Here is a 25,370-nt window from a genome sequence, read left to right on the forward strand (position 1 = left end):
TCATCGTTGGCATACTATATTGATGATGAGGTGAGGACAACATGATCGATTTGGTGGAAATCAAGCAAGAGCTTGAGAAAATGGCTAAGCGATTAGCGGAAATCAGGGGGTCTCTTTGACCTCGAAGCGAAGCAGGCGCGCATTCGCGAATTAGAAGAGCAAATGGCGGCGCCCAACTTTTGGGATGATCAAAAGGCGGCGCAGGCGGTCATTTCCGAAGTGAATGCGCTCAAAGATCTCGTCGAGGAATTTTCCTCGCTTGAAGAACGGTTTGACAACTTGGAAGTGACGTACGAACTGCTCAAGGAAGAGCCGGATGACGAGCTCCAAGCTGAGCTCGTCGAGGAAGCGAAAAAGCTGATGAAAGACTTCAGCGAGTTTGAGTTGCAGTTGCTGCTCAATGAGCCGTACGATCAAAACAACGCTATTTTGGAGCTCCACCCGGGTGCGGGCGGCACGGAGTCGCAAGACTGGGCGTCGATGCTGTTGCGCATGTACACGCGCTGGGCGGAGAAAAAAGGGTTTAAAGTCGAGACGCTCGATTACCTCCCGGGCGAGGAAGCCGGGATTAAAAGCGTCACGCTGCTCATTAAAGGGCACAACGCCTACGGCTACTTAAAAGCGGAAAAAGGGGTGCATCGGCTGGTTCGCATCTCGCCGTTTGACGCCTCAGGCCGCCGCCATACGTCGTTCGTGTCGTGCGAGGTTGTGCCGGAGATGGATGATAACATTGAAATTGAGATCCGGCCGGAAGAGCTGAAAATCGACACGTACCGCTCAAGCGGCGCGGGCGGGCAGCACGTCAACACGACCGACTCGGCCGTGCGCATCACCCACTTGCCGACCGGGATTGTCGTCACGTGCCAATCGGAGCGGTCGCAAATCAAAAACCGCGAAAAAGCGATGAATATGTTGAAGGCGAAATTGTACCAAAAGAAACTCGAGGAGCAACAAGCCGAACTCGCTGAGCTGCGCGGCGAGCAAAAAGAAATCGGCTGGGGCAACCAAATTCGTTCGTACGTCTTCCATCCGTATTCGCTTGTCAAAGACCATCGGACGAACGTCGAGGTCGGCAATGTGCAAGCGGTGATGGATGGGGAAATTGATGTGTTCATCGACGCGTATTTGCGTGCGAAGTTGAAGTAAAGGGCGATCATCGGATCGTCCTTTTTTGTTTCAAAAATCATTTTTCTGATTTTGACGCATCTGCATCCCGGTGGTATGCTGAAGGTAACGAAAGGCAAAAGGAGGGCGATGGCTTTGGCTGTGCGCAAACAATTGCTTTACGAACTGATTGACCGGTTGGATGAAACGGATCATCAAACAGTGTACGATTTTTTGATGTACTTGCTTGATCGGTCCAGAAAGGAACGAATGGTATGGGAGCGGATTGACGAAACAGATGAAGAAGAAGCGTTGACGGAAGAAGAGCGCCAGCAGCTGCAAAGCGATGAAGGATATATCACCGGGGGAGAAGCCAAGCGTGAATTCGGGCTACAAGTTGATTTACCGTAAGGCTGCAGTCAAATTCATCGCTCGTCAAGACAAAGATGTTCAAGAACGATTCGCTTTCGGGCTGCAAGGTCTGCTTGCGATCCCGCCGCAGGGGGATATTAAAAAGTTGAAGGGGCAGGATGGATTATATCGGCTGCGGGTCGGAACATATCGTGTTTTGTTTCGCATCGATCATGAAGAACGAATCATCTATATTGAGGCGATCGGCAACCGCGGGGATGTGTATTGAGGCTTGTATTTTTTGGCTAGGGCGATCATCGGATCGTCCTTTTTTCCTTTAGCATAGCAGACCATTATCGCGTTAATCGGCTGTCATTTACTTGCCAAAACGGGCATGCTATACTCACAGAGGAAGGTGGGGAAGCATGCGGAAGCGAAGAGAGAAGACCATGCCTCCGGCGGTGGAGGCGGCTTTGGAGTATGCGTATGTTCTGATCGGCGCGGCGATCGTCGCTGTGGCGTTTAACGTGTTTTTGCTGCCGAACCGGATCGCTTCGGGCGGAGTTAGCGGCATCAGCACGATTATGCACTCGTTGTTTGGCATTGAGCCTGCCTACGTCCAATGGGCGCTCAACATTCCGCTCTTTATCGCTGGCGTTGTGCTTTTGGGCCGGCAGTTTGGCGTGAAAACGTTTGTCGGGACGGTGTTTTTGCCGCTTGTCGTCTATTTGACGAAAGAGATGGAGCCGGCGACGACGAATCCGCTTCTTGGCGCGATCTTTGGCGGCATCGGCGTGGGGCTTGGCCTCGGCGTCGTCTTCCGCGGACGGGCGTCGACCGGCGGCACCGATTTGGCCGCGCAAATCATCCATAAATATACCGGGCTGTCGCTTGGCATGTGCGTCATTTTGATCGATGGCTTGATCGTGTTGACCGCGGCGTTTGTGTTTGATATTGAACGGGCGCTCTATGCGTTGATCGCGTTGTATGTGACGAGCAAAACGATCGACCTCGTCCAAGTCGGGCTTGGGTATTCGAAAATCGCTCTTATTATTACGAATGAAGAAGAAAAAGTGCGCCGCGCCATTTTGCACGAAATCGACCGCGGAGTGACACGCTTGCCCGCGTATGGCGGTTACACGGAACATGAGCGGCCGGTGTTGATGTGCGTCGTCGCGCAATCGGAGTTCACGAAATTGAAACAATTGGTCCGAACCATTGATCCGACAGCGTTTGTCATCGTTGCGAACGCCGCTGAGGTGCTCGGCGAAGGATTTCAACGTACGTAAAGCGGAAGAAATCGGTTATAATAAAGGAGAATGAAATTTTTGTTTTCTGGGGGGAGTTCGCCATGAAATGGAAATTGGCTGCGATGTTCCTTGGCGTTTCGCTCGCGCTTGCCGCGTGCGGCGGTGGCGGGGACAATGCCGGGGAGAAAAACGGCGGCAGCAACGGCGGAGGGGATACAGCAGCGGCTGCCGAGCAAATTTTTAAACAAAACTGTGCGTCCTGTCATGGACAAGACCTGTCGGGCGGGGTCGGCCCGAACTTGCAAAAGGTTGGAAGCAAGTATTCCAAAGATGAAATTAAAAACATTATCGCCAACGGCCGCGGCGCGATGCCGGCAGGAATCATTAAAGGGGAAGACGCCGACAAAGTGGCGGAATGGCTGGCTGCGAAAAAATAATGGACGGATGTTTCTGACTCTTTGAAAGGAAAAGATCGCTTCATTCAAGGAAGGTGCACCGCCTTGTTCGCTTAAGAACGGGGCGGTGTTTTCTGTTTTTGCATCTTTTGTCCTAGTTTCTCCATTGTTCCCCATTTGAAATATAAATGTAAAATTCGACAATAGAAAATCGTGTTATAATAATCCTTGCGGAATTTTGCAAGATTCATTCGAAACAGCTCGAGAAATGGCAACAGGGAAGTCGAAAATAGGTGATGATGATGATTGAAATGCAAGATGTATACAAAACGTATCCAAACGGCGTTGTGGCGTTAAACGGCATCAACGTCCGCATCAAGCAAGGAGAATTCGTCTATGTCGTTGGACCCAGCGGAGCTGGGAAGTCGACGTTTATTAAGATGATGTACCGCGAGGAAAAGCCGACGAGCGGGACCATTATGGTCAACGGCGTCAACCTTGCCAAACTCAAAGACAGCAAAGTCCCTCTTTTGCGCCGCCATATCGGTGTTGTGTTCCAAGATTTCAAGTTGCTTCCGAAGCTCAACGTTTACGAAAACGTTGCCTTTGCCTTGGAAGTCATTGAAGAATCGCCGAAAGTGATCCGCAAAAAAGTGATGGAAGTACTCGACTTAGTCGGCCTCAAGCATAAAATCCGCTCTTATCCGAACGAACTGTCCGGGGGCGAACAGCAGCGCGTCTCCATTGCCCGCTCAATCGTCAACTCCCCGAAGATCGTGATTGCCGACGAACCAACAGGAAACTTGGACCCGGAAACCTCATGGGGCATTGTGGAGCTGTTTGAAAAAATCAACGACCGGGGAACGACGATTGTGATGGCGACCCACAACAAAGAGATCGTCAACGCGACCCGGCGGCGCGTCATCGCCATCGAAAACGGGAAAATCGTCCGCGACGAGGCGAAGGGGGAATACGGCTATGACGCTTCATACGTTTAAGCGCCACGTCCGGGAAAGCATCAAAAGCCTTGGCCGCAACGGTTGGATGACGTTTGCCTCCGCGAGCGCCGTCACGGTGACGCTGTTGCTTGTCGGCGTCTTTTTTGTCGTCATGTTCAACATCAACCATTTTGCCCAAAAAGTCGAAAACGATGTCGAAATTCGCGTCCATATCGAGCTGACGGCCGACAACCAGCAAAAAAACGCTTTGCGCCGGCAAATTGAAGCTATTCCAAACGTCAAGGAAGTGCGCTATTCATCAAAGGACGAAGAGCTGAAGCGGCTGATCAAAAGCATGGGGGAGGAAGGCTCGTCGTTCCGCTTATTTGAACAGGACAACCCACTAAGCGATGTATACGTCGTGAAAGCGGCCCATCCGCAAGATACAGTGAAAATCGCCAAACAAATCGAAACATTGCCGTTCGTCCATAAAGTCAATTATGGCCAAGGGACGGTCGAGAAGCTGTTTGACGCACTGAAAGTGGCGCGCAACGTCGGGCTCGTGCTCATTCTCGGATTGTTGTTTACGGCAATGTTTCTCATCTCCAACACGATCAAAATTACGATTTTCGCCCGCCGTCGCGAAATCGAAATTATGCGGCTCGTGGGTGCGACGAACGGATTTATCCGCTGGCCGTTCTTTTTGGAAGGGTTATGGCTTGGAATGCTCGGCGCTCTCTTCCCGATCGCGGCGCTTTCGATCGTGTACTACAACGTGTATCAAGTGTATGAACAGCGGGTTTCCTTGCCGTTTTTTGAACTTCTTCCGTTTTCGCCGTTTATGTGGCAGTTGAGCGCACTGCTGCTGGCGATTGGCGCGGGCATCGGCATTTGGGGAAGCGTCATGTCCGTGCGCAAGTTTTTGAAAGTGTAAAAAAGAATCATACATAGGGAGAGGGGAAAGCGATGAAGAAGAAAAATATGATGGCGCTCGCCGTCGCCGCGGCGCTCGGTCTTGGCGTTCTGCCGCCGGCGGCGGATGCCGTCAGCACTCGTGATATCGAACAAAAGCGAGGGGAGATCGACGCGCTTCGTTCGAAGCGGTCAGAGGTGCAGGAACAAATCAGCGAGGCGCAAAAAAACATCGAAGCCCTTCAATCGCAGCAAAAACAAGTCGCCAACGATATTGAAAAGCTGAACATGGCCATTGAGGAAACGAGCGGCAAAATCCGCAACGTCAGCGTCGACATTGACCAAACGGAGCAAGCCATTGACGAATTAAAACAAGAAATTGCCGAAATTCAAGAACGCATTGAAAAGCGAAATGAAATTTTGAAAGAGCGGCTCCGTTCCTTGCAGGAAAGCGGCGGGACGATCAGCTACTTGCAAGTATTGCTTGGCGCGCAAAGCTTCAGCGACTTCATTGACCGGATGAGCGCCGTGACGACGATCATGGAAGCGGACCAACAAATCATCCGCGAGCAGGAAGCCGATAAAGCGTTAAAAGAGAAAAAGGAAGCCGAATTGACGGAGAAGCGGAACAAGTTGCAAGCGGATTTGCAAGAATTGAAGCAGCTGCAATCGAAACTCGCGGGCCAGCTGGAGCAAAAAAATCGCCTGATGGCCGATTTGAAGCAAAGAGAGGAAGAAGAGCATGATCATAAGATGGCGCTCGAAGAGGAAAAAGAGCTGATCGCCAAACAAGAAGCGGCAGTGAAACAACAGCTTGCCGAACTTGAGCGGCAAAAACGGGCGGAAGAAGCAGCGAAACAACGGGCGCGTACGTACACTTGGTCTGACAGTGGTGAAGCATCGTCAGGGGAAACGCCATCCGGCGGCAGCACGCCGCCTGTATCGAGCGGAGCGTTTACCCGGCCGGCCAACGGGCCGATCACCTCGGGCTTTGGCTACCGGTTTGGCGGCACGGACTTCCATCCGGGAGTCGACATCGGCAAGCGGGCTGCTGTCGTTCCCGTTGTGGCGGCCGCAGATGGCATCGTGTTCCGGTCCTATTATTCTAGCAGCTATGGCAACGTCATTTTCATCAGTCATGTGATTAATGGGCAAACCTATACGACCGTGTACGCCCATTTGGAAGCGCGTCTTGTTGGCGAAGGGCAGCACGTCCGCAAAGGGCAAGTGATTGGCTACATGGGCAATACCGGTCATTCGACCGGTCCGCATCTTCATTTTGAACTGCACCGCGGCGGCTGGAACGAGGCGAAAACGAATGCGGTCAATCCGCTTGACTATATTCCTTTCTAATTTCGAACGGTAGGTGGCATTGCGCAACTTGTCTGTCTTTTGGCAGGACAAGTTGCGTATTTTTTTGATTGATTTGACATCATCGGCAGGCAAATTCCCTGCCATTCCGCTTTGATGCTATTTTGGTTTTGGCGGTGATGAATGTGGGACATCCTCCTCAACCCGCTGGGAATGAAAAAAGATTGTGGCCATCGCTTGCCTGTGATACGATTAATGTAAACTTTTATTTATTATTGGTTTACAAATAGCAGTGAAAGGGGGACAGATGCGATTTACGGGATGAGAAGATCAAGGTGAAGGACCGAAGCTTGGGGGAAACCAACTAGCGCCCCAAGTGGATTTTGTACATGACGGCGCAAAGTGAGGGGGGATCCGATGAATATCGTCTGCATTCCGGGATGGGGAATGAAAGCGGGGATTTTTGCCCCGCTGCTCGATTCGTTATCACTAAGCGGAAACGTGACAGCCGTCGAATGGAAGGGAATTGAAACGATCCATTGCTTTCGAAAACGAGCGGAACAGGCGCTTCAGGAACGCGCAGCAGTCATCGGCTGGTCGCTCGGTTCGCTTGTGGCGCTGGAGTTGGCCCATGCTTACCCCGAGCGGGTCTCCCGCCTTATTTTGATCGGCGGCACGAGCCGTTTTGTTGCCGAAGACGGTTATGAAGCCGGATGGCATCCGCGGATCGTCAAGAGGATGAAAACACAGCTGCAAGCACGGCCGGCTGACACGATCGCGGCGTTTCTTGCTTCATTATGGTCCAAAAGCGAAGAGGGCGATATTTCCGCATTTTTTTACTGCGATCGGGTTGATGAACTGCTGATCGGGCTTGATTATTTGGTCGAGGCCGATGCACGTCCGTTTTTGCCGGATATCTCCGCCCCAATGCTGGTCGTCCACGGCGAGCAAGATGTGATTTGTCCACCCGCTGCTGCGCGCTATATCGTTGAACGCGCTCCCAACGCCACCATGGCGTTGTTGCCCGATACAGGGCACGTTCCATTTTGGACCCAAACCGAGACATGTGTTCATCTTATTCAAACATGGGTTGGTGAGACCGATGATTGACAAGCAGCTCATGCGAAAGCGGTTTAGCGAGCGTGCGAAAACGTATGACCAGTTTGCTAATGTCCAAAAAACAATGGCCGATCTCTTGGCTGACTGCATTGGCATACGCCCCCACAACATTTTAGAAGTTGGCTGCGGCACAGGCTATCTCACTGAAAAACTGTGCCGTATGTTCCCGCACGCGCGCATGACCGCAGTCGACATTGCGCCAGGCATGATCACCGTTGCGCAGGAACGGGTTTGCGGCGAAGATGTGACATGGATATGCGCGGATATCGAGGATATGACATGGAATGAGCCGTATGATTTAATCATTTCCAATGCAACGTTTCAATGGCTGAATGACCCCGTCAACACGATCGCCCGCCTCTACCGAGCGTTAAGTGAGGGAGGGTGTCTTGTGTTTTCCACTTTCGGCGCCCGTACGTTCCACGAATTGCATACTTCCTTTTCGTTGGCGCTGAAAGCGGAGAACATCCATGAACCGTTTCGCATCGGCCCGGCTTTTCCAACCCTGGCGGAATGGATCGACCGCTGCCAGCAAGCTGCCCCTGCTGCCCACATTGATGGGTTTGAATGGATGGAAACGGAGCGATTTCCATCTGTCCGTGACTTTTTTCTATCGCTGCGCCATATCGGTGCCACAAATAGCATGGTTGGCCGCTATTGCCAACGTCCGTCTGTCTTCAAAGCCATGATGCGCGAATACGAACAGCGCTTTTTGGTGCACGGGGAGATCACGGCTACTTACCATTGCCTATTGATTCGCATGACCCGCTGTTAGACATTTGTTGATAAGGAGTGTTTTTTACCATGAAAACATATCGAATGACCGTCCAAGGCATGACATGCACCGGTTGTGAACAACATGTCGCCAGAGCGCTGAGCGCGGTTGGGGCTAAGCTGATGGATGTCAGCTTCCGGCGCGGTGAAGCAGTATTCGCGCTGCCCGAGGACGCCGACGTTGACATGGCGAGACAAGCGGTCAAAAACGCTCATTACGAGCCGGGGGATATCGAGGAGGTCGCCGCACCAGCCAGCCCTGCCACTGCTGGCGAAAGAGAGTATGACTACATCATCATTGGTTCCGGCGCGGCCGCGTTTTCTTCAGCGATTGAAGCCGTGAAATATGGAGCGAAAGTCGCCATGGTCGAACGCGGCACAGTCGGGGGGACATGCGTCAATATCGGCTGCGTACCATCCAAGACATTGCTTCGGGCCGGTGAAATCCAGGCGTTGGCACAGAATCATCCATTTCTTGGACTCCATACATCGGCCGGTCCGGTGGACTTGGCGCTGTTAGTGAAGCAAAAAAATGAACTGGTCGAGCAGCTTCGCCAAGCGAAATATGCAGACTTGATCAGAGAGTACGGGTTCGATTTCATCCGAGGGGAAGCACGATTTGTCGATGGTCAAACGATTGAAGTCAACGGCCAAACGCTGTCGGCGAAACGGTTTTTGATCGCGACAGGCGCTTCCCCGGCCGTGCCGGATATTCCGGGACTTCATGATGTCGACTACTTGACCAGCACGACCTTGCTTGAACTGGAAAAAGTGCCGAAGCGGCTCGCCGTCATCGGCGCCGGCTACATCGGGATGGAGTTGGGACAGCTGTTCCACCATCTCGGCTCGGAGGTGACGTTGATGCAGCGAAGCTCGCGCCTGCTGAAAGAGTATGACCCGGAAATTTCCGAAGCGATGACGCGGGCGCTCACAGAACAAGGCATCCGCGTCATCACCGGTGCTTCATTTGAACGGGTCGAACAAGATGGGAATACGAAAAAAGTGTATGTGAACGTGGACGGACGCACCCGGGTCATCGAAGCGGACGAATTGCTCGTGGCTGCCGGGAGAACGCCGAATACGGCGGCGTTGAACTTGCCGGCAGCCGGTGTGGAAGTCGGGGCGCGCGGGGAAATTTTGATCGACGAATACACACGGACGACGAACCCGTCGATTTATGCGGCAGGCGATGTCACGCTCGGCCCGCAGTTCGTCTATGTCGCGGCCTATCAGGGAGCCGTTGCCGCGGCCAATGCCGTCGGCGGGCTGAACAAGCGCTGGGATACGGCCGTCGTTCCGGCGGTGACGTTCACCCATCCGGCCATCGCCACTGTCGGTTTGACCGAACAGCGGGCGAAAGAAAACGGGTATGACGTGAAAACGTCCGTCCTGCCGCTTGAGGCGGTGCCGCGCGCCATCGTCAACCGGGAAACGACGGGGGTGTTTAAACTTGTCGCTGAGGCCCGTACGGGCAAGCTGCTGGGCGCCCACATCGTCGCTGACCATGCCGGCGAGGTCATTTACGCCGCAGCGTTGGCGATTCAATTCGGATTAACGATCGACGACCTTCGCCGAACGTTGGCCCCGTATTTAACGATGGCGGAAGGGCTGAAGCTGGCGGCGCTGACGTTTGACCAAGATGTCTCGAAACTGTCGTGCTGTGCGGGGTAAAGCCTTCGAACGGGGGCTGTCGTTTCGATGATTGACCTGTTGCTGAAAGGGACAGATGACCGATGAAAAGCATTCGACGATGGGGAAGGATCGAGGCCTGTTTGTTCCAGTCATTGACAGGTCTCTTCTTCTTTTTGTATAATTATCTCGAATTCGAGATTTTTAAAAAAACGACCATCTATTTAAGGAGTGAAGAAGGAATGATCCGCATCGACCGGGCGTCGTCCCGATATCATGCCGATTACGGCTGGCTGAAAACATACCATAGCTTCTCATTTGGCGAGTATTATGATCCGAACAACATCCAGTTTGGCCCGCTAAGGGTGTTAAACGACGATTTCGTTGCGCCGCTTGCTGGTTTTGGCGCTCACCCACACCGGGAGATGGAAATTGTGTCAATCGTGTTAAAGGGGTACTTGCAACATGAAGACAGCACGGGGCATAAAGCGGTGACGACGTTTGGCGGCGTGCAGCGGATGTCGGCCGGCACCGGCATCGTCCATTCGGAAGTGAATCCGTCGGCGACAGAAGAAGTGAATTTTTTGCAACTTTGGTTTTTGCCGGAGCAATACGGATTGCCGCCGTCATACGAGCGAACCGAGTTTCCGGTCGACAAGATGAAAAACGCCTTGTTGCCGATTGTCACGAAACACCCGTCTTCCCCGGGGATTGCTCACATTCATCAAGATTTGACGATTTATCTTTCCGATTTGGAAGCCGGGCATGAGCTGACGTTTACTCAGCCAGAAGGGCGGAACATCTTTGTCTTTGTCATTGAGGGAGATTTGACGTTAAACGGCGAGGCCCATCTCGAACGGCGCGATGCGGCCCGCATCACGGAAACGCCGGTTCTTGGCCTCGCAACGAACAAAGGATCGCGGTTGATGCTCATCGACTTGCCAAAAGAGGGGTGAAAGCGTTTCGTTTTTGTGCGGTTCATTGGTTTGGCTTCCATTCTAGGAGGCTGGTGATTTAATCGTGAATACGGCTTTACCATGTCATTTCTCAATTAGAAAAACCTTGTTGCATCGATCCTGCTTTTCGCCCATTCCCCCCATTGAGTAAGGGAATCAGCCGTTTTTCACCGCCCTCCTAGATCGTGCCAAGAAGACGAATCAAGAAGAGGCATCGTTCGCCGCCAAGGGCGAGGGGTGCCTCTTTTTTCCGTTCTGTATGAGTTGAGAAATCAACAAGGAGCGTGTAAACTAGTAAAGGATAGACAACGAATGAGCATACTCGGTACAAGCCTAACATATGATGGAGATAAAGGCATGGCACGGCGTGAGGCGGTGCTTTTCCTTTTCTCATTGGCGGAAGCCGCCGCCGTCTAGGCGGCAGAGGCGTCCGCTTGCTTCACCGAAGGAGAACGAGAAGAGACCCCCTTTCCCTTCTGTTGCAGGCAATGGAAAGGGCAGGTTTAGGGTGAGGAGGAAGCAACGTGAAAAAATCGACGACGGCCGCATTGATGGCCATATCGATGCTCATTGGGGCGGGAGGGACGTACGCTGGCCTTCAGTTGGCGGACCGCCCGATGGAAGGCTCGCTTTCGACGATTGTTTCGAATGAGCCGTCCAAGTCGACGAACGACAGCGAAGAGATGAAAAAAATCCGGCAAGCTTATGAGCTCATTAAGAATCGGTACGTGGAGAAAGTGGATGAAGAAAAACTGACGGAAGGCGCCATTCAAGGGATGATCAACACGCTCCATGACCCGTATTCCGTCTACATGGATGCGGAAACGACGGAGCAGTTCAACGAGTCGCTCGACTCGTCGTTTGAGGGGATCGGCGCCGAAGTGAGCATGATCGACGGCAAGGTGACGATCGTTGCTCCGATCAAAAACTCGCCGGCGGAAAAAGCGGGTCTGAAGCCGAACGATCAAATTTTGCGCGTCAACGGAGAAAGCCTGGAAGGGCTTGATTTATATGAAGCGGTATTGAAAATCCGCGGCAAGAAAGGAACAACGGTGGAGCTTGACATTTTGCGCCCCGGCGTCAAAAACGTGATGAAAGTCAAAGTCGTCCGCGACGAAATTCCGATTCAGACGGTGTATGACTCGATCAAAACATACAACGGCAAAAAGGCGGGCTATTTGCAAATTACGTCGTTTTCGGAAAACACAGCCGCCGATTTTAAAAAGAAATTGGCGAAGCTTGAGGCCGAACATATTGATGGCTTGATCATCGATGTGCGCGGCAATCCGGGCGGCTATTTGCAAAGCGTTGAGGAAATTTTGAAACAGCTCATCCCGAAAGGCAAACCATATGTGCAAATTGAAGAACGCGATGGCGATCGGCAAAAGTTTTATTCCGATTTAACGGCGAAAAAGCCATACCCGATCGTTGTGCTCATCGACAAAGGAAGCGCATCCGCGTCGGAAATTTTGGCGGGAGCGATGAAGGAAGCGGGCGGCTACAAGCTGGTCGGCGAGGCAACGTTCGGCAAAGGGACGGTGCAGCAGGCGATTCCGATGGGCGACGGCAGCAACATCAAATTGACGCTGTACAAATGGCTGACGCCGGACGGGCATTGGATCCATAAAAAAGGGATCAAGCCGGATGTCGCGGTGGCGCAGCCGGATTATTTCCACGTCGCTCCGCTTCATGTGGAAAAACCGCTTCGGTATGACATGAACGACGAGCAAATCGCCAATGCGCAAAAAATGCTCAAAGGGCTTGGGTTCGACCCGGGCCGCACGGACGGCTACTTCAGCAAAGAAACCGAACAAGCCGTTCAAGCGTTCCAAAAAGCGAATCAGCTGCCGGTTACGGGACGAATCGATGAGACGACGGCGGATGTGCTGCAAACGAAAATCATGGAAGCCGTCCGCGATCCGAAGCATGATGTGCAGCTGAAAAAAGCGCTTGGCGTGTTGTTTCCGTCGTAAGCGAGCCGAGGACGATTGATGCTATATACGGTAATAAGAAAGGGTGTCCCGATCCTTTTGGGACACCCTTTCTTTTTATCATCTCTATAGATGCAATTTAAAGCTTTAACATTTTTCGTTTTTACCAGTGATTGCATCCGACTGTCGAGTGACCGAACAACGCCGCTTCCAGACCCATGAATGGGTCTGTGAAGCGAGTCGTTGTTCGGTCTTCCATCACGCTTTAGCGTGACCGACGAAAATGGACAAACCACTTTTCCGTCAAGGATATGTTAAACTTCTTTGTTGCATCTATATCGAATCGAAGGAGGATGCTGCTGCCAGGCCGCAAGTGAAAGCAGGAGATGTTCAAGCGGATCCGATGGATCCGTCCGACCTTTTCGATTTTGGATCACCTATGCCTTCCTACAGGCGGGCTGGTGTTTTCTCCCTTTCTGATGGAAGCGGCAGCTGCACGGTTTTTTCGATCGCAAACCGCGGCCGCCGTTTCACCTCTTGATAAATTTTGCCGATGTATTCCCCGATGAGGCCGAGGCTCATGAGCACCAGCCCGCCGATGAACCAAACGGAAATCATGAGCGACGTCCAGCCCGATTCGGCGTGTCCAAGCCATTTGACGATCAGGGCGTACAGCCCGGCCGCACCGCTCGTGAGAAAGGCCAAAAACCCGATGAGCGTAATGGCGCGAATCGGTGCGACGCTCAAGGACGTGATGCCGTCAAAGGCGAAGGCGAGCATCTTTTTGAGCGGGTATTTCGACTGTCCAGCCCACCGCTCATGCCGGTCGTAAAAGACGCACGTCGAGCGGAAGCCGACGAGCGGAACCAACCCGCGCAAAAAGAGATTGACTTCCGTGTAACGGCTCAGTTCATCGAGCGCCCGCTTGCTCATCAGACGGAAATCGGCGTGGTTGTAAATCAGCTCGATTCCGATGGCCCTCATGAACCGATAAAAGGCTTGGGCGGTCGTACGCTTGAACCACGTGTCTGTCTTTCGGCTCCGCCGCACGCCATACACGATGTCATACCCTTCGCGGTATTTTTGCACAAATTCGCGGATCGCCTCCACATCGTCTTGCAAATCGGCGTCAATGGACACGGCACAATCGGCGTACGCGCGAACGGTTTCGAGCCCAGCGAGCAGCGCCCGCTGATGGCCGACGTTGCGAGCGAGTTTCACACCGGAGACAAACGGGTTGCGCTCGCTTTCTTCTTCAATGAGCGCCCATGTCCGGTCGCGGCTGCCGTCGTCGACAAAAACGATATGGCTGTCGATGGCGACCGCTCCTTCTTCGAGCAGCTGCTCAAGCAAAGCGGTCAGCCGCCGGGCCGTTTCCGGCAACACTTCTTCTTCGTTGTAGCATGGGACGACGATGGCTAACAATGGTTTGTCCACCATGTTTCTTGCCTCCCTTTCACTCCACTTCGTATACATAAATTTTCCAGACTGACTGTCGATCGGTGAACGCCCGCAAGAAGCGGAGATGGATGTCGCGGGCGTTCATGATCGGGACGGAGGAAAAAATGTACTTGCCGCCAAGCTGTTTGAACGCCTTTGTGTCGATCTCGAAATGACGAATCACTTTATGCGAGCGTTTCGTGAACATGTAATGTTTCCCGAGCTCTGCCGAAAACAAATAGACGCGGTTGCCCCAATGGTCGAAATAGTCTTTCAGCACTGGGCTTTTGTCCAATTCTTTGGCAATGATGCGGCGAAACTTCCGCTTATACGACAACGGGTAAAAATTGTTGTACGTATCGAGCGTATAAAACCCGTTGTATTGAGCGATGGCCGGGTGAAGCCCAACGCTGGCAACGCGGTAGGACGATACCGGCTTGCCGATGTATTGCTTGATTTTGGTAAATAAATGTTCGGAATAAAACTGCTCGAACGACGGCGTGCCAGCGAGGCGATAGCGGATTTCCTCGTTAAACCCGCCAAGCAAAAGCAGCTGCAGCGCCAAGGCGATCGGCACGAGGCGCCGCCATGCGGTCCGTTCCTTGGCTAAGATTTGCAAGGCCAAGGCAAAATCGACGTAAATGACCATCGGCCGCAAAAAATGGAAGCGGGCGAAATTGAACGTATTCAAAAGTGAAATCCGTTCTTTCAGCGGCTGCCACCCTTTGTAAAACCAAAACGCATACCAAGCCGATAAGGCGATGTTCAACCAAAACAGCAAAAGGAAGCGCCGCTCCAATGACCCGCGCTGACGGCGGCGCAAAACGAGAAGAAACGCCGCCCAAAGCACCGGCAAGATGATCGGCCCATGGACGGTCATCACATGCGTATGGCCGAGCACATAGTTTTTCAACGTTAAACGAAGGCAGTGGACGAAGCTGAGCCGCGAGGAGAGGAACTCGTTCCGGCTCGTCGGTTCGCCGCTGAAGACAAGCGAGTACACGAGGCGGTACTCGATGGCCAAAAACAAGCTTGTCATCAGGGCGATCGCGGCGAAAAACCGCTTGTTCCACTGCTTGCGGACAACGCCGTCAAACAGCCACACCGCCGCCATCGCGGCGAGGAAAAAGAAAAATCCGAGCACAAAGCTGGCGTAAAACGGAAGCAAGATGATCGCAAGCCATTCTTTCCATGTCGCTTCTCCGTTGCGGATCGACAGAAACGCCCAAAGCGCCAGCGGCATGCCGAGCGTGCTTAACATGCCGGACGGCCAAAACGGTGTCAGCGCAAAAGCAAGCGCCGCCCCGACGCGAATGAGCCATGATTCCGGTGAAGGCAAAAAGTGGCGCCTGAGCAGCCAATACATACCCAAAAAGGCGAATACCCTCGTGATCGTCTGGCTGAGCGCGTACGCCGCCATGGAGGGAAACAAAGCATGCAGCCACACGATGCCGCTGAATTCTGTGCCGAAGGCGTTGCGCGGCAACCCGTTGATCACTTGCGGGATGACGGCATCGATTGGGCCAAATAGTTGGCCGCTGCGAACGAGCACGCGATACCAGGCGATGTTCGAATCCATATTGTCGTGCACGCGAATATGGGCGTGTTCGCCTAACATGTACAGCGGAGAAAGGTAGAGAGCCAATACGATGAACGCGATGGCGACCGCTTTTCGTTCTCTTTGTTCCATCTCGCGCGCCCTCCTTTCCCATACGGGAAGATTGCACAACATGGTCCATTATAAACCGCTGCGATTAAAAAAGCATAAAAAAATTGTAAAGAAGTAGTGAAGGGGGAGAAAAAGGGGAAAGAAGCAACCAAAAAAACACCCTGCGTCAAGCAGGGAGGATGGAACCATTAGGCAAACAACCCCATCACCCGCCCAAGGCCGCGCCGTTTCTGCTTTGGTTCGTCCGATGTTTCATGGGAGGAAGGCGGCCGATTGTTCAGCTGCTGTTCAAGGCGGGCGACAAGCTGCTCCAACGCAGTGAGGCGGGCGACGATTTCTTCCATTTCTTGGCGGTGATGCAACAGTTGAATGGAGACGACGTCATCTGCTTTTTGCTCCAGTTGCCGTTCAAGCTGGTCCAAGCGCGAGGAGACGCGGGCGATTTCGGGTTCGATCGATTCATGTAAGGCGTCAATAGGAATGTTGTTCCGCAGCGGCGTCGGAGGGCGTTTCGGGGTCGGCGGCGCTTCCATGGCGGCGCCTTGTTCAAATTTGACCCGTTCGAGCAAGGCGACTGTTTTTTCATCAAACAAGTAGTGGCCGGCCTCGTTTCTCCGCAACGGAATGTTGTATTTGCGCACCCAGCGCTGGATCGTTTTCGGCGATACACCAAGGCGAATAGCGACGTCGGACGTTTTCAATTCCATCGTTTCACTCCTCCTTGTTTCGTCTTGTTTATCCTTTTTCCTCTGCATCTTTGAAAATCCTTCCCAGCCGACAAAACTAGTGTTGATTCGGCAAAGAAAGTGGAAAACAGCGAAGATTCGCCATTGGCGAAAAAAGATGGCTGTGGGCATGGGAATTGGCCATGCCATTTGGTAGAATAGAAGATAAAGAATGATGAACGACGCAAGGGGTGAAGCGGATGGCAACATGGTGGCTGGAATGGCTTGAGGGCGTCGCGTCGGTTTGGCGGCAGCCGCTTCTTTATTATGGCGCCGCGCTCGCTTTGGCCGTCGGTTGGCGGCGGGTGAAGCGGGAGCGCCGCGATTTTCATGTGCGCGTCTACAGCCTATGGCAAGAGTGGCGCGGGCTTTGGACGAAGGGATGGATGGCTGGAGCGATGTTGTCGGCGGCGGCCGTCGGCATCGGGATCGCGGTGCCGCAGGAAGCGGTTTGGACGGTGACGGTGCTGACGGTGCTCTTTAGTTTGACGATGGAAGCGCGGTTGCTGTCGCCTGCTTATACGGTTGGCGGCGCGCTTCTCGTGCTCGGTTTGGCGGAGCGAAGCAGCGCGTTGTCCCGATGGCTTCCCGATGGCATGGCGGCCGCGCCCGCTTTGGCGGTGTGGCTTGCGTTGCTTTTGCTTTCGGAAGGATGGCTCATCATTCGCACGCGAAACGAGGCGGCCTCGCCGCAGCTTGCGAAAAGCAAGCGAGGGATGACGGTCGGCCTGCAATGGACGCAGCGTCTTTGGTTTGTGCCGGTTGTGCTGCCCGTATCAGGCGGCGCGCTGCCTCCGGCTTCCTGGTGGCCGCTCGTTTCGACGGGAGACAGCTATTCATTTTGGCTCGTGCCGTTTCTTCTCGGCTTTTCCCAGCGCCGCCAGCACATGCTGCCGGCGGAAGCGGCGCGCGCGGAGGGGCGGCTTGTTGTTCGGCTGGCGTTCGTTGTCGCCCTGTTGGCCGCTTCGGGTATATGGTATCCACCGCTCACGGTGGCGGCGGGGGCTATGGCCATCATCGGCCGCGAATGGATTGCGTTTTCCGGGCATCGCGCCGACCGCGCCCGCCCGCCCCGCTTTGCCCGCCATCCGCACGGCTTGGTGATTGTCGGCGTGCTTCCCGGCTCGAAAGCGGAAAAAATGGGGCTTTCGATCGGAGAAGTCATCATCAAAACAAACGGCGCCCCGGTGCGGAGTGAAACCGAGTTTTACGAGGCGCTCCAACGCAACCGCGCGTTCTGCAAGTTGGATGTCGTCGGACATAACGGCGAAGTCCGTTTCGTCCAAGGGGCGCTCTATGAGGATGAGCATCATGAACTCGGGCTGCTGTTCGTCCGTGATCGGAACGCATCAGCGTCTGAAGCTGTTTCGTAAAGGAGAATGGATCATGTGGTTTTTGGCGGCACTCATCATTCCGTGCTTATTGGTGCTGTTGTTTGCGCGGGTGACGTACAATCGGTACATTGCTGTGCTGTTGACGACGGCGCTGCTTGTCGCTTCCTACTTGAAAGGCTATACGGATGAGCTGCATGAAATCGTCGCTGACATTGCATCGACGATCGCCGGCTTTCTTTGGGCCGGCCGCATGCTCGACTATCTGAAGCAAAAATGAAGCGGCGTTGTCGGTTCAACCGTCTGTTTTTGGAAAAAGGCATCGTCGGCTGAACCTCGGATTGTCGAAACGGAACGGAGCGAAGACGCGGACCTTGGGCATGAATGGGTCCGCTTTTTCGCGTTTTTCGGTGCGAAGCGATGGAAAACGCTGAGTGGATTGGTACGAATATGAGTTCGCATTTTTGATGCATGGATCATCACGATGTGATACAATGGGGAAAGATGGTACGAAGGAGGAGGCGAAACGGTGGAGGGCCGTTTTCAATTAGTGGCGCCATACGAACCGCAAGGCGATCAGCCGCAGGCGATCGCCAAGCTCGTTGACGGCCTGCGCCGCGGGGTGAAGCATCAAACGCTGCTTGGGGCGACGGGGACGGGCAAAACGTTTACGATCTCGAACGTGATCGCCCAAGTCAACAAACCGACGCTTGTCATCGCCCACAACAAAACGCTCGCTGGCCAATTGTACAGCGAGCTGAAAGAGTTTTTCCCGCACAACGCCGTCGAATATTTTGTCAGCTATTACGATTACTATCAGCCGGAAGCGTATGTGCCGCAGACGGATACGTACATTGAAAAAGACGCGAAAATCAACGATGAAATCGACAAATTGCGGCACTCGGCGACATCAGCCTTGTTTGAGCGCCGGGACGTGATTATCGTTGCGAGCGTGTCGTGCATTTACGGTTTAGGGTCGCCGGAAGAGTACCGCGAACTGGTCGTATCGCTGCGCGTTGGGATGGAGATCGAGCGCAACGCGTTGCTTCGGCGGCTTGTCGACATCCAATACGACCGCAATGACATCGATTTTCGCCGCGGCACGTTCCGCGTCCGCGGCGATGTTGTCGAAATTTTCCCCGCGTCGCGCGATGAACATTGCATCCGCGTCGAATTTTTCGGCGATGAAATCGAGCGCATCCGCGAGGTGGACGCCTTAACCGGCGAGGTGCTCGGCGAGCGCGAGCATGTCGCCATTTTCCCGGCGTCGCACTTCGTGACGCGCGAGGAGAAAATGCGGCTCGCCATTCAAAACATCGAACAAGAGCTTGAGGAGCGGCTTGCCGAACTGCGCGCGCAAGGGAAGCTCTTAGAGGCGCAGCGGCTTGAGCAGCGGACGCGCTATGACCTTGAAATGATGCGCGAGATGGGCTTTTGTTCCGGCATCGAAAACTACTCGCGCCATTTGGCGCTGCGGCCGCCGGGCTCAACGCCGTATACATTGCTTGACTATTTTCCGGACGATTTTTTGATCATCGTTGATGAGTCGCACGTCACCTTGCCGCAGCTGCGCGGCATGTACAACGGCGACCGGGCGCGCAAGCAAGTGCTTGTCGACCACGGCTTCCGTCTGCCGTCGGCGCTTGACAACCGGCCGCTCACGTTTGAAGAGTTCGAGCAAAAAATCAATCAAATTATTTACGTCTCAGCGACGCCGGGGCCGTATGAGCTTGAACACAGCCCGGGCGTTGTCGAACAAATCATCCGCCCGACCGGGCTTCTCGACCCAACGATCGACGTCCGCCCGACGAAAGGGCAAATCGACGATTTGATCGGCGAAATTCGCGAGCGCGTCGAGCGGAACGAGCGGACGTTGGTGACGACGCTGACGAAAAAGATGGCGGAAGATTTGACCGATTATTTGAAAGAAGCGGGGATCAAGGTGGCGTATTTGCATTCGGAAATTAAGACGCTCGAGCGCATTGAAATCATCCGCGATTTGCGGCTCGGCAAATACGATGTATTGGTCGGCATCAACTTGCTTCGCGAAGGGCTCGACATCCCAGAAGTGTCGCTTGTCGCCATTTTGGACGCCGACAAAGAAGGGTTTTTGCGCTCGGAGCGCTCGCTCATCCAGACGATCGGCCGGGCGGCGCGCAACGCGAACGGCCATGTGATCATGTACGCCGATACGATCACGAAATCGATGGAAGTCGCCATTCAAGAGACGAAGCGGCGCCGCGCGATTCAAGAAGAGTACAACCGAAAGCACGGCATCGTGCCGCGCACGGTGAAAAAGGAGATTCGCGACGTCATCCGCGCGACGTATGCGGCGGAAGAGACGGAGATGTACGAGGCAAAGCCGGCGGCAGCGATGACGAAACAAGAGCGGGAAGAGCTGATTCGAACGCTCGAAGCGGAAATGAAAGAGGCGGCCAAAGCGCTCGACTTCGAGCGGGCCGCCCAGCTGCGCGATATCATTTTCGAATTGAAAGCGGAAGGGTGATGGCCGGATGAACGGAATGGATAAAATTGTCGTCAAAGGGGCGCGCGCCCACAACTTGAAAAACATTGACGTCGAAATCCCGCGCGGCAAGCTCGTCGTCTTGACCGGGCTGTCCGGGTCGGGGAAGTCGTCGCTGGCGTTTGATACGATTTACGCGGAAGGCCAGCGCCGCTACGTCGAATCGCTGTCGGCGTATGCCCGCCAGTTTTTAGGGCAGATGGAAAAACCGGACGTCGATGCGATTGAAGGGTTGTCGCCGGCCATTTCGATCGATCAAAAAACGACGAGCCGCAACCCGCGCTCAACCGTCGGCACGGTGACGGAAATTTACGATTATTTACGGCTGCTGTTCGCCCGCATCGGCCGCCCCATTTGCCCGACGCACGGCATTGAAATCCAATCGCAGACGATCGAGCAAATGGTCGACCGGCTGCTCGCTTACCCGGAGCGGACGAAAATGCAAATTTTGGCGCCGATCGTCTCGGGAAAAAAAGGGACGCACGCCAAGACATTGGAGGATATTCGCAAACAAGGGTATGTGCGCGTCCGCATTGACGGCGAGATGCGCGAGTTGACGGAGGACATTGAGCTGGAAAAAAACAAAAAACATTCGATTGATGTCGTCGTCGACCGCATCATCATCAAAGACGGCATCGCCGCCAGGCTTGCCGATTCGCTTGAGACGGCGCTGAAGCTCGCCGACGGCAAAGTGGTCGTTGACGTGATCGGCGAGGGGGAGCTCTTGTTCAGCGAAAAGCACGCTTGTCCGTACTGCGGCTTTTCGATCGGGGAGCTTGAACCGCGTCTGTTTTCGTTCAACAGTCCATTCGGCGCCTGCCCGGACTGCGACGGGCTCGGGGCGAAGCTCGAAGTGGATCTCGATTTGGTCATCCCGAACGATGAGCTGACGTTAAAAGAACACGCCATCGCTCCGTGGGAGCCGCAAAGCTCGCAATATTACCCGCAGCTGCTCGAAGCCGTGTGCCGCCATTACGGCATCCCGATGGACGTGCCGGTCAGAGATTTGCCAAAAGAGCAGCTCGATAAAATTTTGTACGGCAGCGGCGGGGAGCCGATTTACTTCCGCTATACGAATGATTTCGGGCAAGTGCGCGAACAATACATCGCATTTGAAGGCGTCATTCCGAACGTCGAACGCCGCTATCGCGAGACGAGCTCGGACTACATCCGCGAGCAGATGGAAAAGTATATGGCGGAACAACCATGTCCGACATGCCAAGGCTACCGGCTGAAAAAAGAAAGCCTGGCCGTCCTTGTCGGCGGCAAGCATATCGGCGAGGTCACCGCCATGTCGGTGACCGAGGCGCTCGCCTTTTTTGACGGTCTCGAGCTGACGGAAAAAGAAGCGCAAATCGCCCGCCTCATTTTGCGTGAAATTCGCGACCGGCTCGGCTTTTTGCAAAACGTCGGCCTCGACTATTTGACGCTCAGCCGCTCGGCAGGAACGCTCTCCGGCGGCGAGGCGCAGCGCATCCGCTTGGCGACGCAGATCGGCTCGCGGCTGACGGGGGTGCTGTACGTGCTCGACGAGCCGTCGATCGGGCTTCATCAGCGCGACAACGACCGGCTGATCGCGACGTTGAAAAGCATGCGCGACCTCGGCAATACGCTCATTGTGGTGGAGCACGACGAGGATACCATGCTGGCCGCGGACTATTTGATTGACATTGGTCCGGGGGCGGGCATCCACGGCGGCGAGGTCGTCGCCGCCGGCACGCCGGAAGAAGTGATGAACGACCCGAACTCGCTCACCGGCCAGTATTTATCGGGGAAAAAATTCATCCCGATTCCGACCGAGCGTCGCCGTCCGGACGGACGTTGGCTTGAGGTCGTCGGCGCGCGCGAGCATAACTTGAAAAACGTATCGGTGAAAATCCCGCTCGGCACGTTTGTCGCTGTCACCGGGGTGTCGGGCTCGGGCAAAAGCACGCTCGTGAACGAAGTGTTGTATAAGGCGCTGGCGCAAAAGCTGCACCGGGCGAAGGCGAAACCGGGCGAGCATCGCGGCATCCGCGGGCTGGAGCATCTCGATAAAGTCATTGACATCGACCAGTCGCCGATCGGCCGCACGCCACGCTCGAACCCGGCGACGTACACCGGGGTGTTTGACGACATCCGCGACGTGTTTGCCTCGACGAACGAAGCGAAAGTGCGCGGCTACAAAAAAGGGCGGTTCAGCTTCAATGTCAAAGGCGGGCGCTGCGAGGCGTGCCATGGCGATGGCATCATCAAAATTGAGATGCACTTTTTGCCGGACGTGTACGTCCCGTGCGAAGTGTGCCACGGCAAACGGTACAACCGCGAGACGCTCGAGGTGACGTATAAAGGAAAAAACATCGCCGAGGTGCTCGACATGACGGTCGAAGATGCGCTCGACTTTTTCGCCTCGATCCCGAAAATCAAACGCAAGCTCGAGACGCTCTATGACGTCGGGCTCGGTTATATGAAGCTCGGCCAGCCGGCGACGACGCTCTCGGGCGGCGAGGCGCAGCGCGTCAAGCTCGCCGCTGAGCTTCACCGCCGCTCCAACGGCCGGACGCTCTACATTTTGGACGAGCCGACGACCGGGCTTCATGTCGATGACATCGCCCGGCTGCTTGATGTGCTCCACCGGCTCGTCGACAACGGCGATACCGTGCTTGTCATTGAACATAACTTGGACGTCATCAAAACCGCGGACTATATCATTGACTTAGGTCCGGAAGGCGGCGACCGAGGCGGACAAATCGTCGCTGTCGGCACGCCGGAAGAGGTGGCCGAGGTGGAGGAGTCGCACACCGGCCGCTACTTAAAACCGATTCTCGAGCGCGACCGGGCGCGCATGCAGGCGCAATATGAAGCGGTGAAGGCGTAAAGGCCTTTGCGGCTTTGTCCGCCGCTTGGGACACCGGCGGCCGCCGCCTTTTTTGCCGTCGGCAGGAAACTTTTCCTAGCGGCCGTCGTATATACAGGTAAAGGAAACTTGGAAAGGGGATTGCCGATTGTCGACGAACAAAGTGTTATCCGCGCTTTGTTATTTCAGCGTCTTTTTTGCGCCGTTCATTTTGCCGATTGTCGTCTATTTTGTTGTCGAAGATCTTGAAGTCAAACGCCATGCGAAGCGGTCGCTCGTGTCGCATTTGATTCCGGCCGTTACGATCCTCTTGTTCATTGCGTTGGCCGCGTCGCCGGTGCTGTTCGGCCATTGGGGCGAGGAATCGCTTCTTTTTGGCGGCGGGCTCGTCTGGCTTGGGTTCCTCGTTGCTGGGGCGGTGAATCTTGTTGTCATCGTTTGGAATGTCATAAAAGGGATTCAAGTGTTAAAATAAGAGAAAGCGCCCGTTTGCCGGCGAATGCCGTGGCCCCGTTTCTTTGGGACTGTAACAAGGTGTGGCCGGCGGGCGCGAGACTCGAATAAAGATGGTGATGGGATGCTCAATTGGCTGATCGGTGTGTTTATCAATACGGTGCTGCTGATGGCGATTGACGGCTATTTTGACGATATTCACTTCAGCGGCATCGGCGCGGCGTTTTTGGCGAGCGTGATTTTGGCGGTGCTCAACGCCGTCGTTCGCCCTGTGCTCATCTTGTTGACGCTGCCGGTGACCGTGTTGACGCTCGGTTTGTTTTTGTTTGTCATTAACGCCATCACGCTCATGATGACTGCAGGGCTGATGGGCGATGCGTTTCAAATCGGCGGCTTTGGCACGGCGCTGCTCGCCTCGATCGTCTTGTCGTTTTTCCACCTGCTCGTGCAAAAAGCGATTATCGAGCCGCTGCGCAACCGGTCGTAACGGGGGCGTGATCCATTGGAAGGCCGGTGGCGCCATGGTTTTCCGTGATCGTGTGAAAAGATGGCAAATGCGGCAAGGGGTTGCAATGGGAGAAACGATGCGGTGAAGATCGTTTCGGTTTGATGTGTTTGGCTTGATCGGGACGGGGGGAGCCGTCCCTGTTTTGTTTTCCCCGATGTTTTCCATTCAATGGCGGAACGAAACGTGTTACAATGGAAAAAGATGAAGAAAGGGGAGAAAGGCGACGTATGCCAAAAGTGCGGACGAAAGACATCATTGAACAGTTCCAGCTCGAGCTCGTCAGCGGCGCGGAGGGCATTTACCGCCCGATTACGACAAGCGATTTGTCGCGGCCGGGGATTGAAATGGCCGGCTATTTCGCCTATTACCCGGCGGAGCGTCTGCAGCTGCTCGGACGGACGGAGCTGTCGTTTTATGAAACGTTGACGCCGGAAGAAAAAAAGTCGCGGATGGAACGGCTTTGCACCGACATTACGCCAGGGATCATCGTCTCGCGTGGATTGGAAGTGCCGCCGGAGCTGATCGAAGCGTCTGAGCGCCAGTCGGTGCCGGTCATGCGCTCGACGATGAAAACGACCCGCCTGTCAAGCCGATTGACAAACTATTTGGAAAGCAAGCTCGCCCCCACCACCGCGGTGCACGGGGTGCTTGTCGATGTGTACGGCGTCGGGGTGTTGATCACGGGCAAAAGCGGCGTCGGCAAAAGCGAAACGGCGCTGGAGCTCGTCAAACGCGGCCATCGGTTGGTCGCCGACGACTGTGTGGAAATCCGCCAAGAAGATGAAGATACGCTCGTCGGCAGCGCGCCGGAGCTGATCGAGCATCTGCTTGAAATTCGCGGCCTCGGCATTATTAATATGATGACGCTGTTCGGCGCAGGGGCGGTGCGGACGCATAAGCGCATTTCGCTCGTCGTCGACTTGGAGCTTTGGGATCCGGAGAAGCAGTACGATCGGCTCGGGTTGGAAGAAGAGAAAGTGAAAATTTTGGATACCGAATTGCCGAAATTAACGATTCCGGTCCGCCCAGGGCGCAACTTGGCGGTCATCGTCGAAGTGGCGGCGATGAACTTCCGGCTGAAGCGGCTCGGGGTCAACGCGGCTGAGGAGTTTTCGGCGCGATTGAGCGACGCCATCGAAGACGGCGCGCACGATTACGACTGATGTTTCTTGCGTCAAAGGAATGGATCTCGTTTGGGCATGAAGCATAGGAGG

General features: G+C 54.5%; 23 protein-coding genes. 20 read left to right on the forward strand and 3 right to left on the reverse strand.

From position 1 onward, the window contains the following. Positions 1-41: 41 nt before the first annotated feature. The 13 genes from prfB to ACVX3G_RS04835 all read left to right on the forward strand — a co-directional run bounded on the left by prfB (position 42) and on the right by ACVX3G_RS04835 (position 12,712). Positions 42-1,146 (forward strand): peptide chain release factor 2 gene (prfB, locus tag ACVX3G_RS04775; protein WP_122983794.1). Its coding sequence is split into 2 segments (ribosomal slippage): positions 42-116 and positions 118-1,146, totalling 1,104 coding nucleotides; the frame shifts between segments, so codons are not numbered across the junction. Between the two features lie 108 nt (positions 1,147-1,254). Next, on the forward strand, positions 1,255-1,515 hold the full coding sequence (locus tag ACVX3G_RS04780) for a hypothetical protein (protein WP_014196753.1): 261 nt from the start codon (positions 1,255-1,257) through the stop codon (positions 1,513-1,515). Beyond that, entirely contained in the window at positions 1,484-1,744 is a 261-nt protein-coding gene (locus ACVX3G_RS04785; RefSeq protein ID WP_014196752.1) for a type II toxin-antitoxin system RelE family toxin, read from the forward strand. The genes ACVX3G_RS04780 and ACVX3G_RS04785 overlap by 32 nt, the downstream gene beginning before the upstream one ends. Positions 1,745-1,880: 136 nt before the next feature. Further along, positions 1,881-2,744, forward strand: a complete 864-nt coding sequence (locus ACVX3G_RS04790; protein WP_014196751.1) for a YitT family protein — start codon at positions 1,881-1,883, stop codon at positions 2,742-2,744. A gap of 62 nt (positions 2,745-2,806) precedes the next feature. Beyond that, entirely contained in the window at positions 2,807-3,142 is a 336-nt protein-coding gene (cccB, locus tag ACVX3G_RS04795; protein ID WP_013146412.1) for a cytochrome c551, read from the forward strand. A 260-nt stretch (positions 3,143-3,402) separates the two neighbouring features. Continuing rightward, a complete protein-coding gene (gene ftsE / locus ACVX3G_RS04800) occupies positions 3,403-4,098 on the forward strand; it encodes a cell division ATP-binding protein FtsE (protein ID WP_011232571.1) in 696 nt (231 codons plus the stop codon). Further along, positions 4,079-4,972, forward strand: a complete 894-nt coding sequence (gene ftsX, locus ACVX3G_RS04805; RefSeq protein ID WP_014196748.1) for a permease-like cell division protein FtsX — start codon at positions 4,079-4,081, stop codon at positions 4,970-4,972. The genes ftsE and ftsX overlap by 20 nt, the downstream gene beginning before the upstream one ends. A 32-nt stretch (positions 4,973-5,004) precedes the next feature. Continuing rightward, the gene (locus ACVX3G_RS04810) at positions 5,005-6,303 is read left to right on the forward strand and encodes a murein hydrolase activator EnvC family protein (protein WP_014196747.1); all 1,299 of its coding nucleotides are present in this window, start codon (positions 5,005-5,007) and stop codon (positions 6,301-6,303) included. 375 nt (positions 6,304-6,678) lie between these two features. After that, entirely contained in the window at positions 6,679-7,371 is a 693-nt protein-coding gene (locus ACVX3G_RS04815; protein ID WP_014196746.1) for an alpha/beta fold hydrolase, read from the forward strand. Beyond that, positions 7,364-8,155, forward strand: coding sequence for a malonyl-ACP O-methyltransferase BioC (gene bioC / locus ACVX3G_RS04820; RefSeq protein WP_021321653.1), 792 nt, complete (start codon positions 7,364-7,366; stop codon positions 8,153-8,155). The genes ACVX3G_RS04815 and bioC overlap by 8 nt, the downstream gene beginning before the upstream one ends. Before the next feature lie 29 nt (positions 8,156-8,184). Further along, positions 8,185-9,825, forward strand: coding sequence for a mercury(II) reductase (gene merA / locus ACVX3G_RS04825; RefSeq protein ID WP_014196743.1), 1,641 nt, complete (start codon positions 8,185-8,187; stop codon positions 9,823-9,825). A 200-nt stretch (positions 9,826-10,025) separates the two neighbouring features. Then, positions 10,026-10,739: a pirin family protein gene (locus tag ACVX3G_RS04830; RefSeq protein WP_021321652.1), complete on the forward strand. Its 714-nt coding sequence runs from the start codon at positions 10,026-10,028 to the stop codon at positions 10,737-10,739. Positions 10,740-11,263: 524 nt separating this feature from the next. Further along, entirely contained in the window at positions 11,264-12,712 is a 1,449-nt protein-coding gene (locus ACVX3G_RS04835; RefSeq protein ID WP_021321650.1) for a S41 family peptidase, read from the forward strand. 405 nt (positions 12,713-13,117) lie between these two features. On the opposite strand, the gene ACVX3G_RS04840 is transcribed toward ACVX3G_RS04835, so the two are convergent. The 3 genes from ACVX3G_RS04840 to ACVX3G_RS04850 all read right to left on the reverse strand — a co-directional run bounded on the left by ACVX3G_RS04840 (position 13,118) and on the right by ACVX3G_RS04850 (position 16,486). After that, a complete protein-coding gene (locus tag ACVX3G_RS04840; protein WP_479454587.1) occupies positions 13,118-14,110 on the reverse strand; it encodes a glycosyltransferase family 2 protein in 993 nt (330 codons plus the stop codon). A 16-nt stretch (positions 14,111-14,126) separates the two neighbouring features. Then, on the reverse strand, positions 14,127-15,800 hold the full coding sequence (locus tag ACVX3G_RS04845) for a DUF6044 family protein (RefSeq protein WP_011232560.1): 1,674 nt from the start codon (positions 15,798-15,800) through the stop codon (positions 14,127-14,129). 167 nt (positions 15,801-15,967) lie between these two features. After that, entirely contained in the window at positions 15,968-16,486 is a 519-nt protein-coding gene (locus ACVX3G_RS04850; protein WP_011232559.1) for a MerR family transcriptional regulator, read from the reverse strand. Positions 16,487-16,704: 218 nt separating this feature from the next. Here ACVX3G_RS04850 and ACVX3G_RS04855 point away from each other — a divergent pair, with 218 nt between their 5' ends. The 7 genes from ACVX3G_RS04855 to hprK all read left to right on the forward strand — a co-directional run bounded on the left by ACVX3G_RS04855 (position 16,705) and on the right by hprK (position 25,319). Further along, the gene (locus tag ACVX3G_RS04855; protein WP_081130519.1) at positions 16,705-17,877 is read left to right on the forward strand and encodes a PDZ domain-containing protein; all 1,173 of its coding nucleotides are present in this window, start codon (positions 16,705-16,707) and stop codon (positions 17,875-17,877) included. Positions 17,878-17,890: 13 nt separating this feature from the next. After that, entirely contained in the window at positions 17,891-18,115 is a 225-nt protein-coding gene (locus ACVX3G_RS04860) for a CsbA family protein (protein WP_011232557.1), read from the forward strand. Positions 18,116-18,364: 249 nt separating this feature from the next. Beyond that, entirely contained in the window at positions 18,365-20,341 is a 1,977-nt protein-coding gene (uvrB, locus tag ACVX3G_RS04865; protein ID WP_011232556.1) for an excinuclease ABC subunit UvrB, read from the forward strand. A 7-nt stretch (positions 20,342-20,348) separates the two neighbouring features. Beyond that, on the forward strand, positions 20,349-23,216 hold the full coding sequence (gene uvrA / locus ACVX3G_RS04870) for an excinuclease ABC subunit UvrA (RefSeq protein ID WP_014196737.1): 2,868 nt from the start codon (positions 20,349-20,351) through the stop codon (positions 23,214-23,216). Positions 23,217-23,343: 127 nt separating this feature from the next. Continuing rightward, positions 23,344-23,670 carry a magnetosome magnetite crystal formation protein family gene (locus tag ACVX3G_RS04875; protein WP_011232554.1) on the forward strand — a complete coding sequence of 109 codons (327 nt, stop codon included), beginning with the start codon at positions 23,344-23,346 and terminating at the stop codon, positions 23,668-23,670. Positions 23,671-23,772: 102 nt separating this feature from the next. After that, positions 23,773-24,135, forward strand: coding sequence for a phage holin family protein (locus tag ACVX3G_RS04880; protein WP_011232553.1), 363 nt, complete (start codon positions 23,773-23,775; stop codon positions 24,133-24,135). 248 nt (positions 24,136-24,383) lie between these two features. Continuing rightward, positions 24,384-25,319, forward strand: coding sequence for an HPr(Ser) kinase/phosphatase (gene hprK / locus ACVX3G_RS04885; protein WP_011232552.1), 936 nt, complete (start codon positions 24,384-24,386; stop codon positions 25,317-25,319). The last annotated feature ends 51 nt before the right edge of the window (positions 25,320-25,370 follow it).

This window comes from Geobacillus sp. PLS 41, assembly GCF_056494105.1.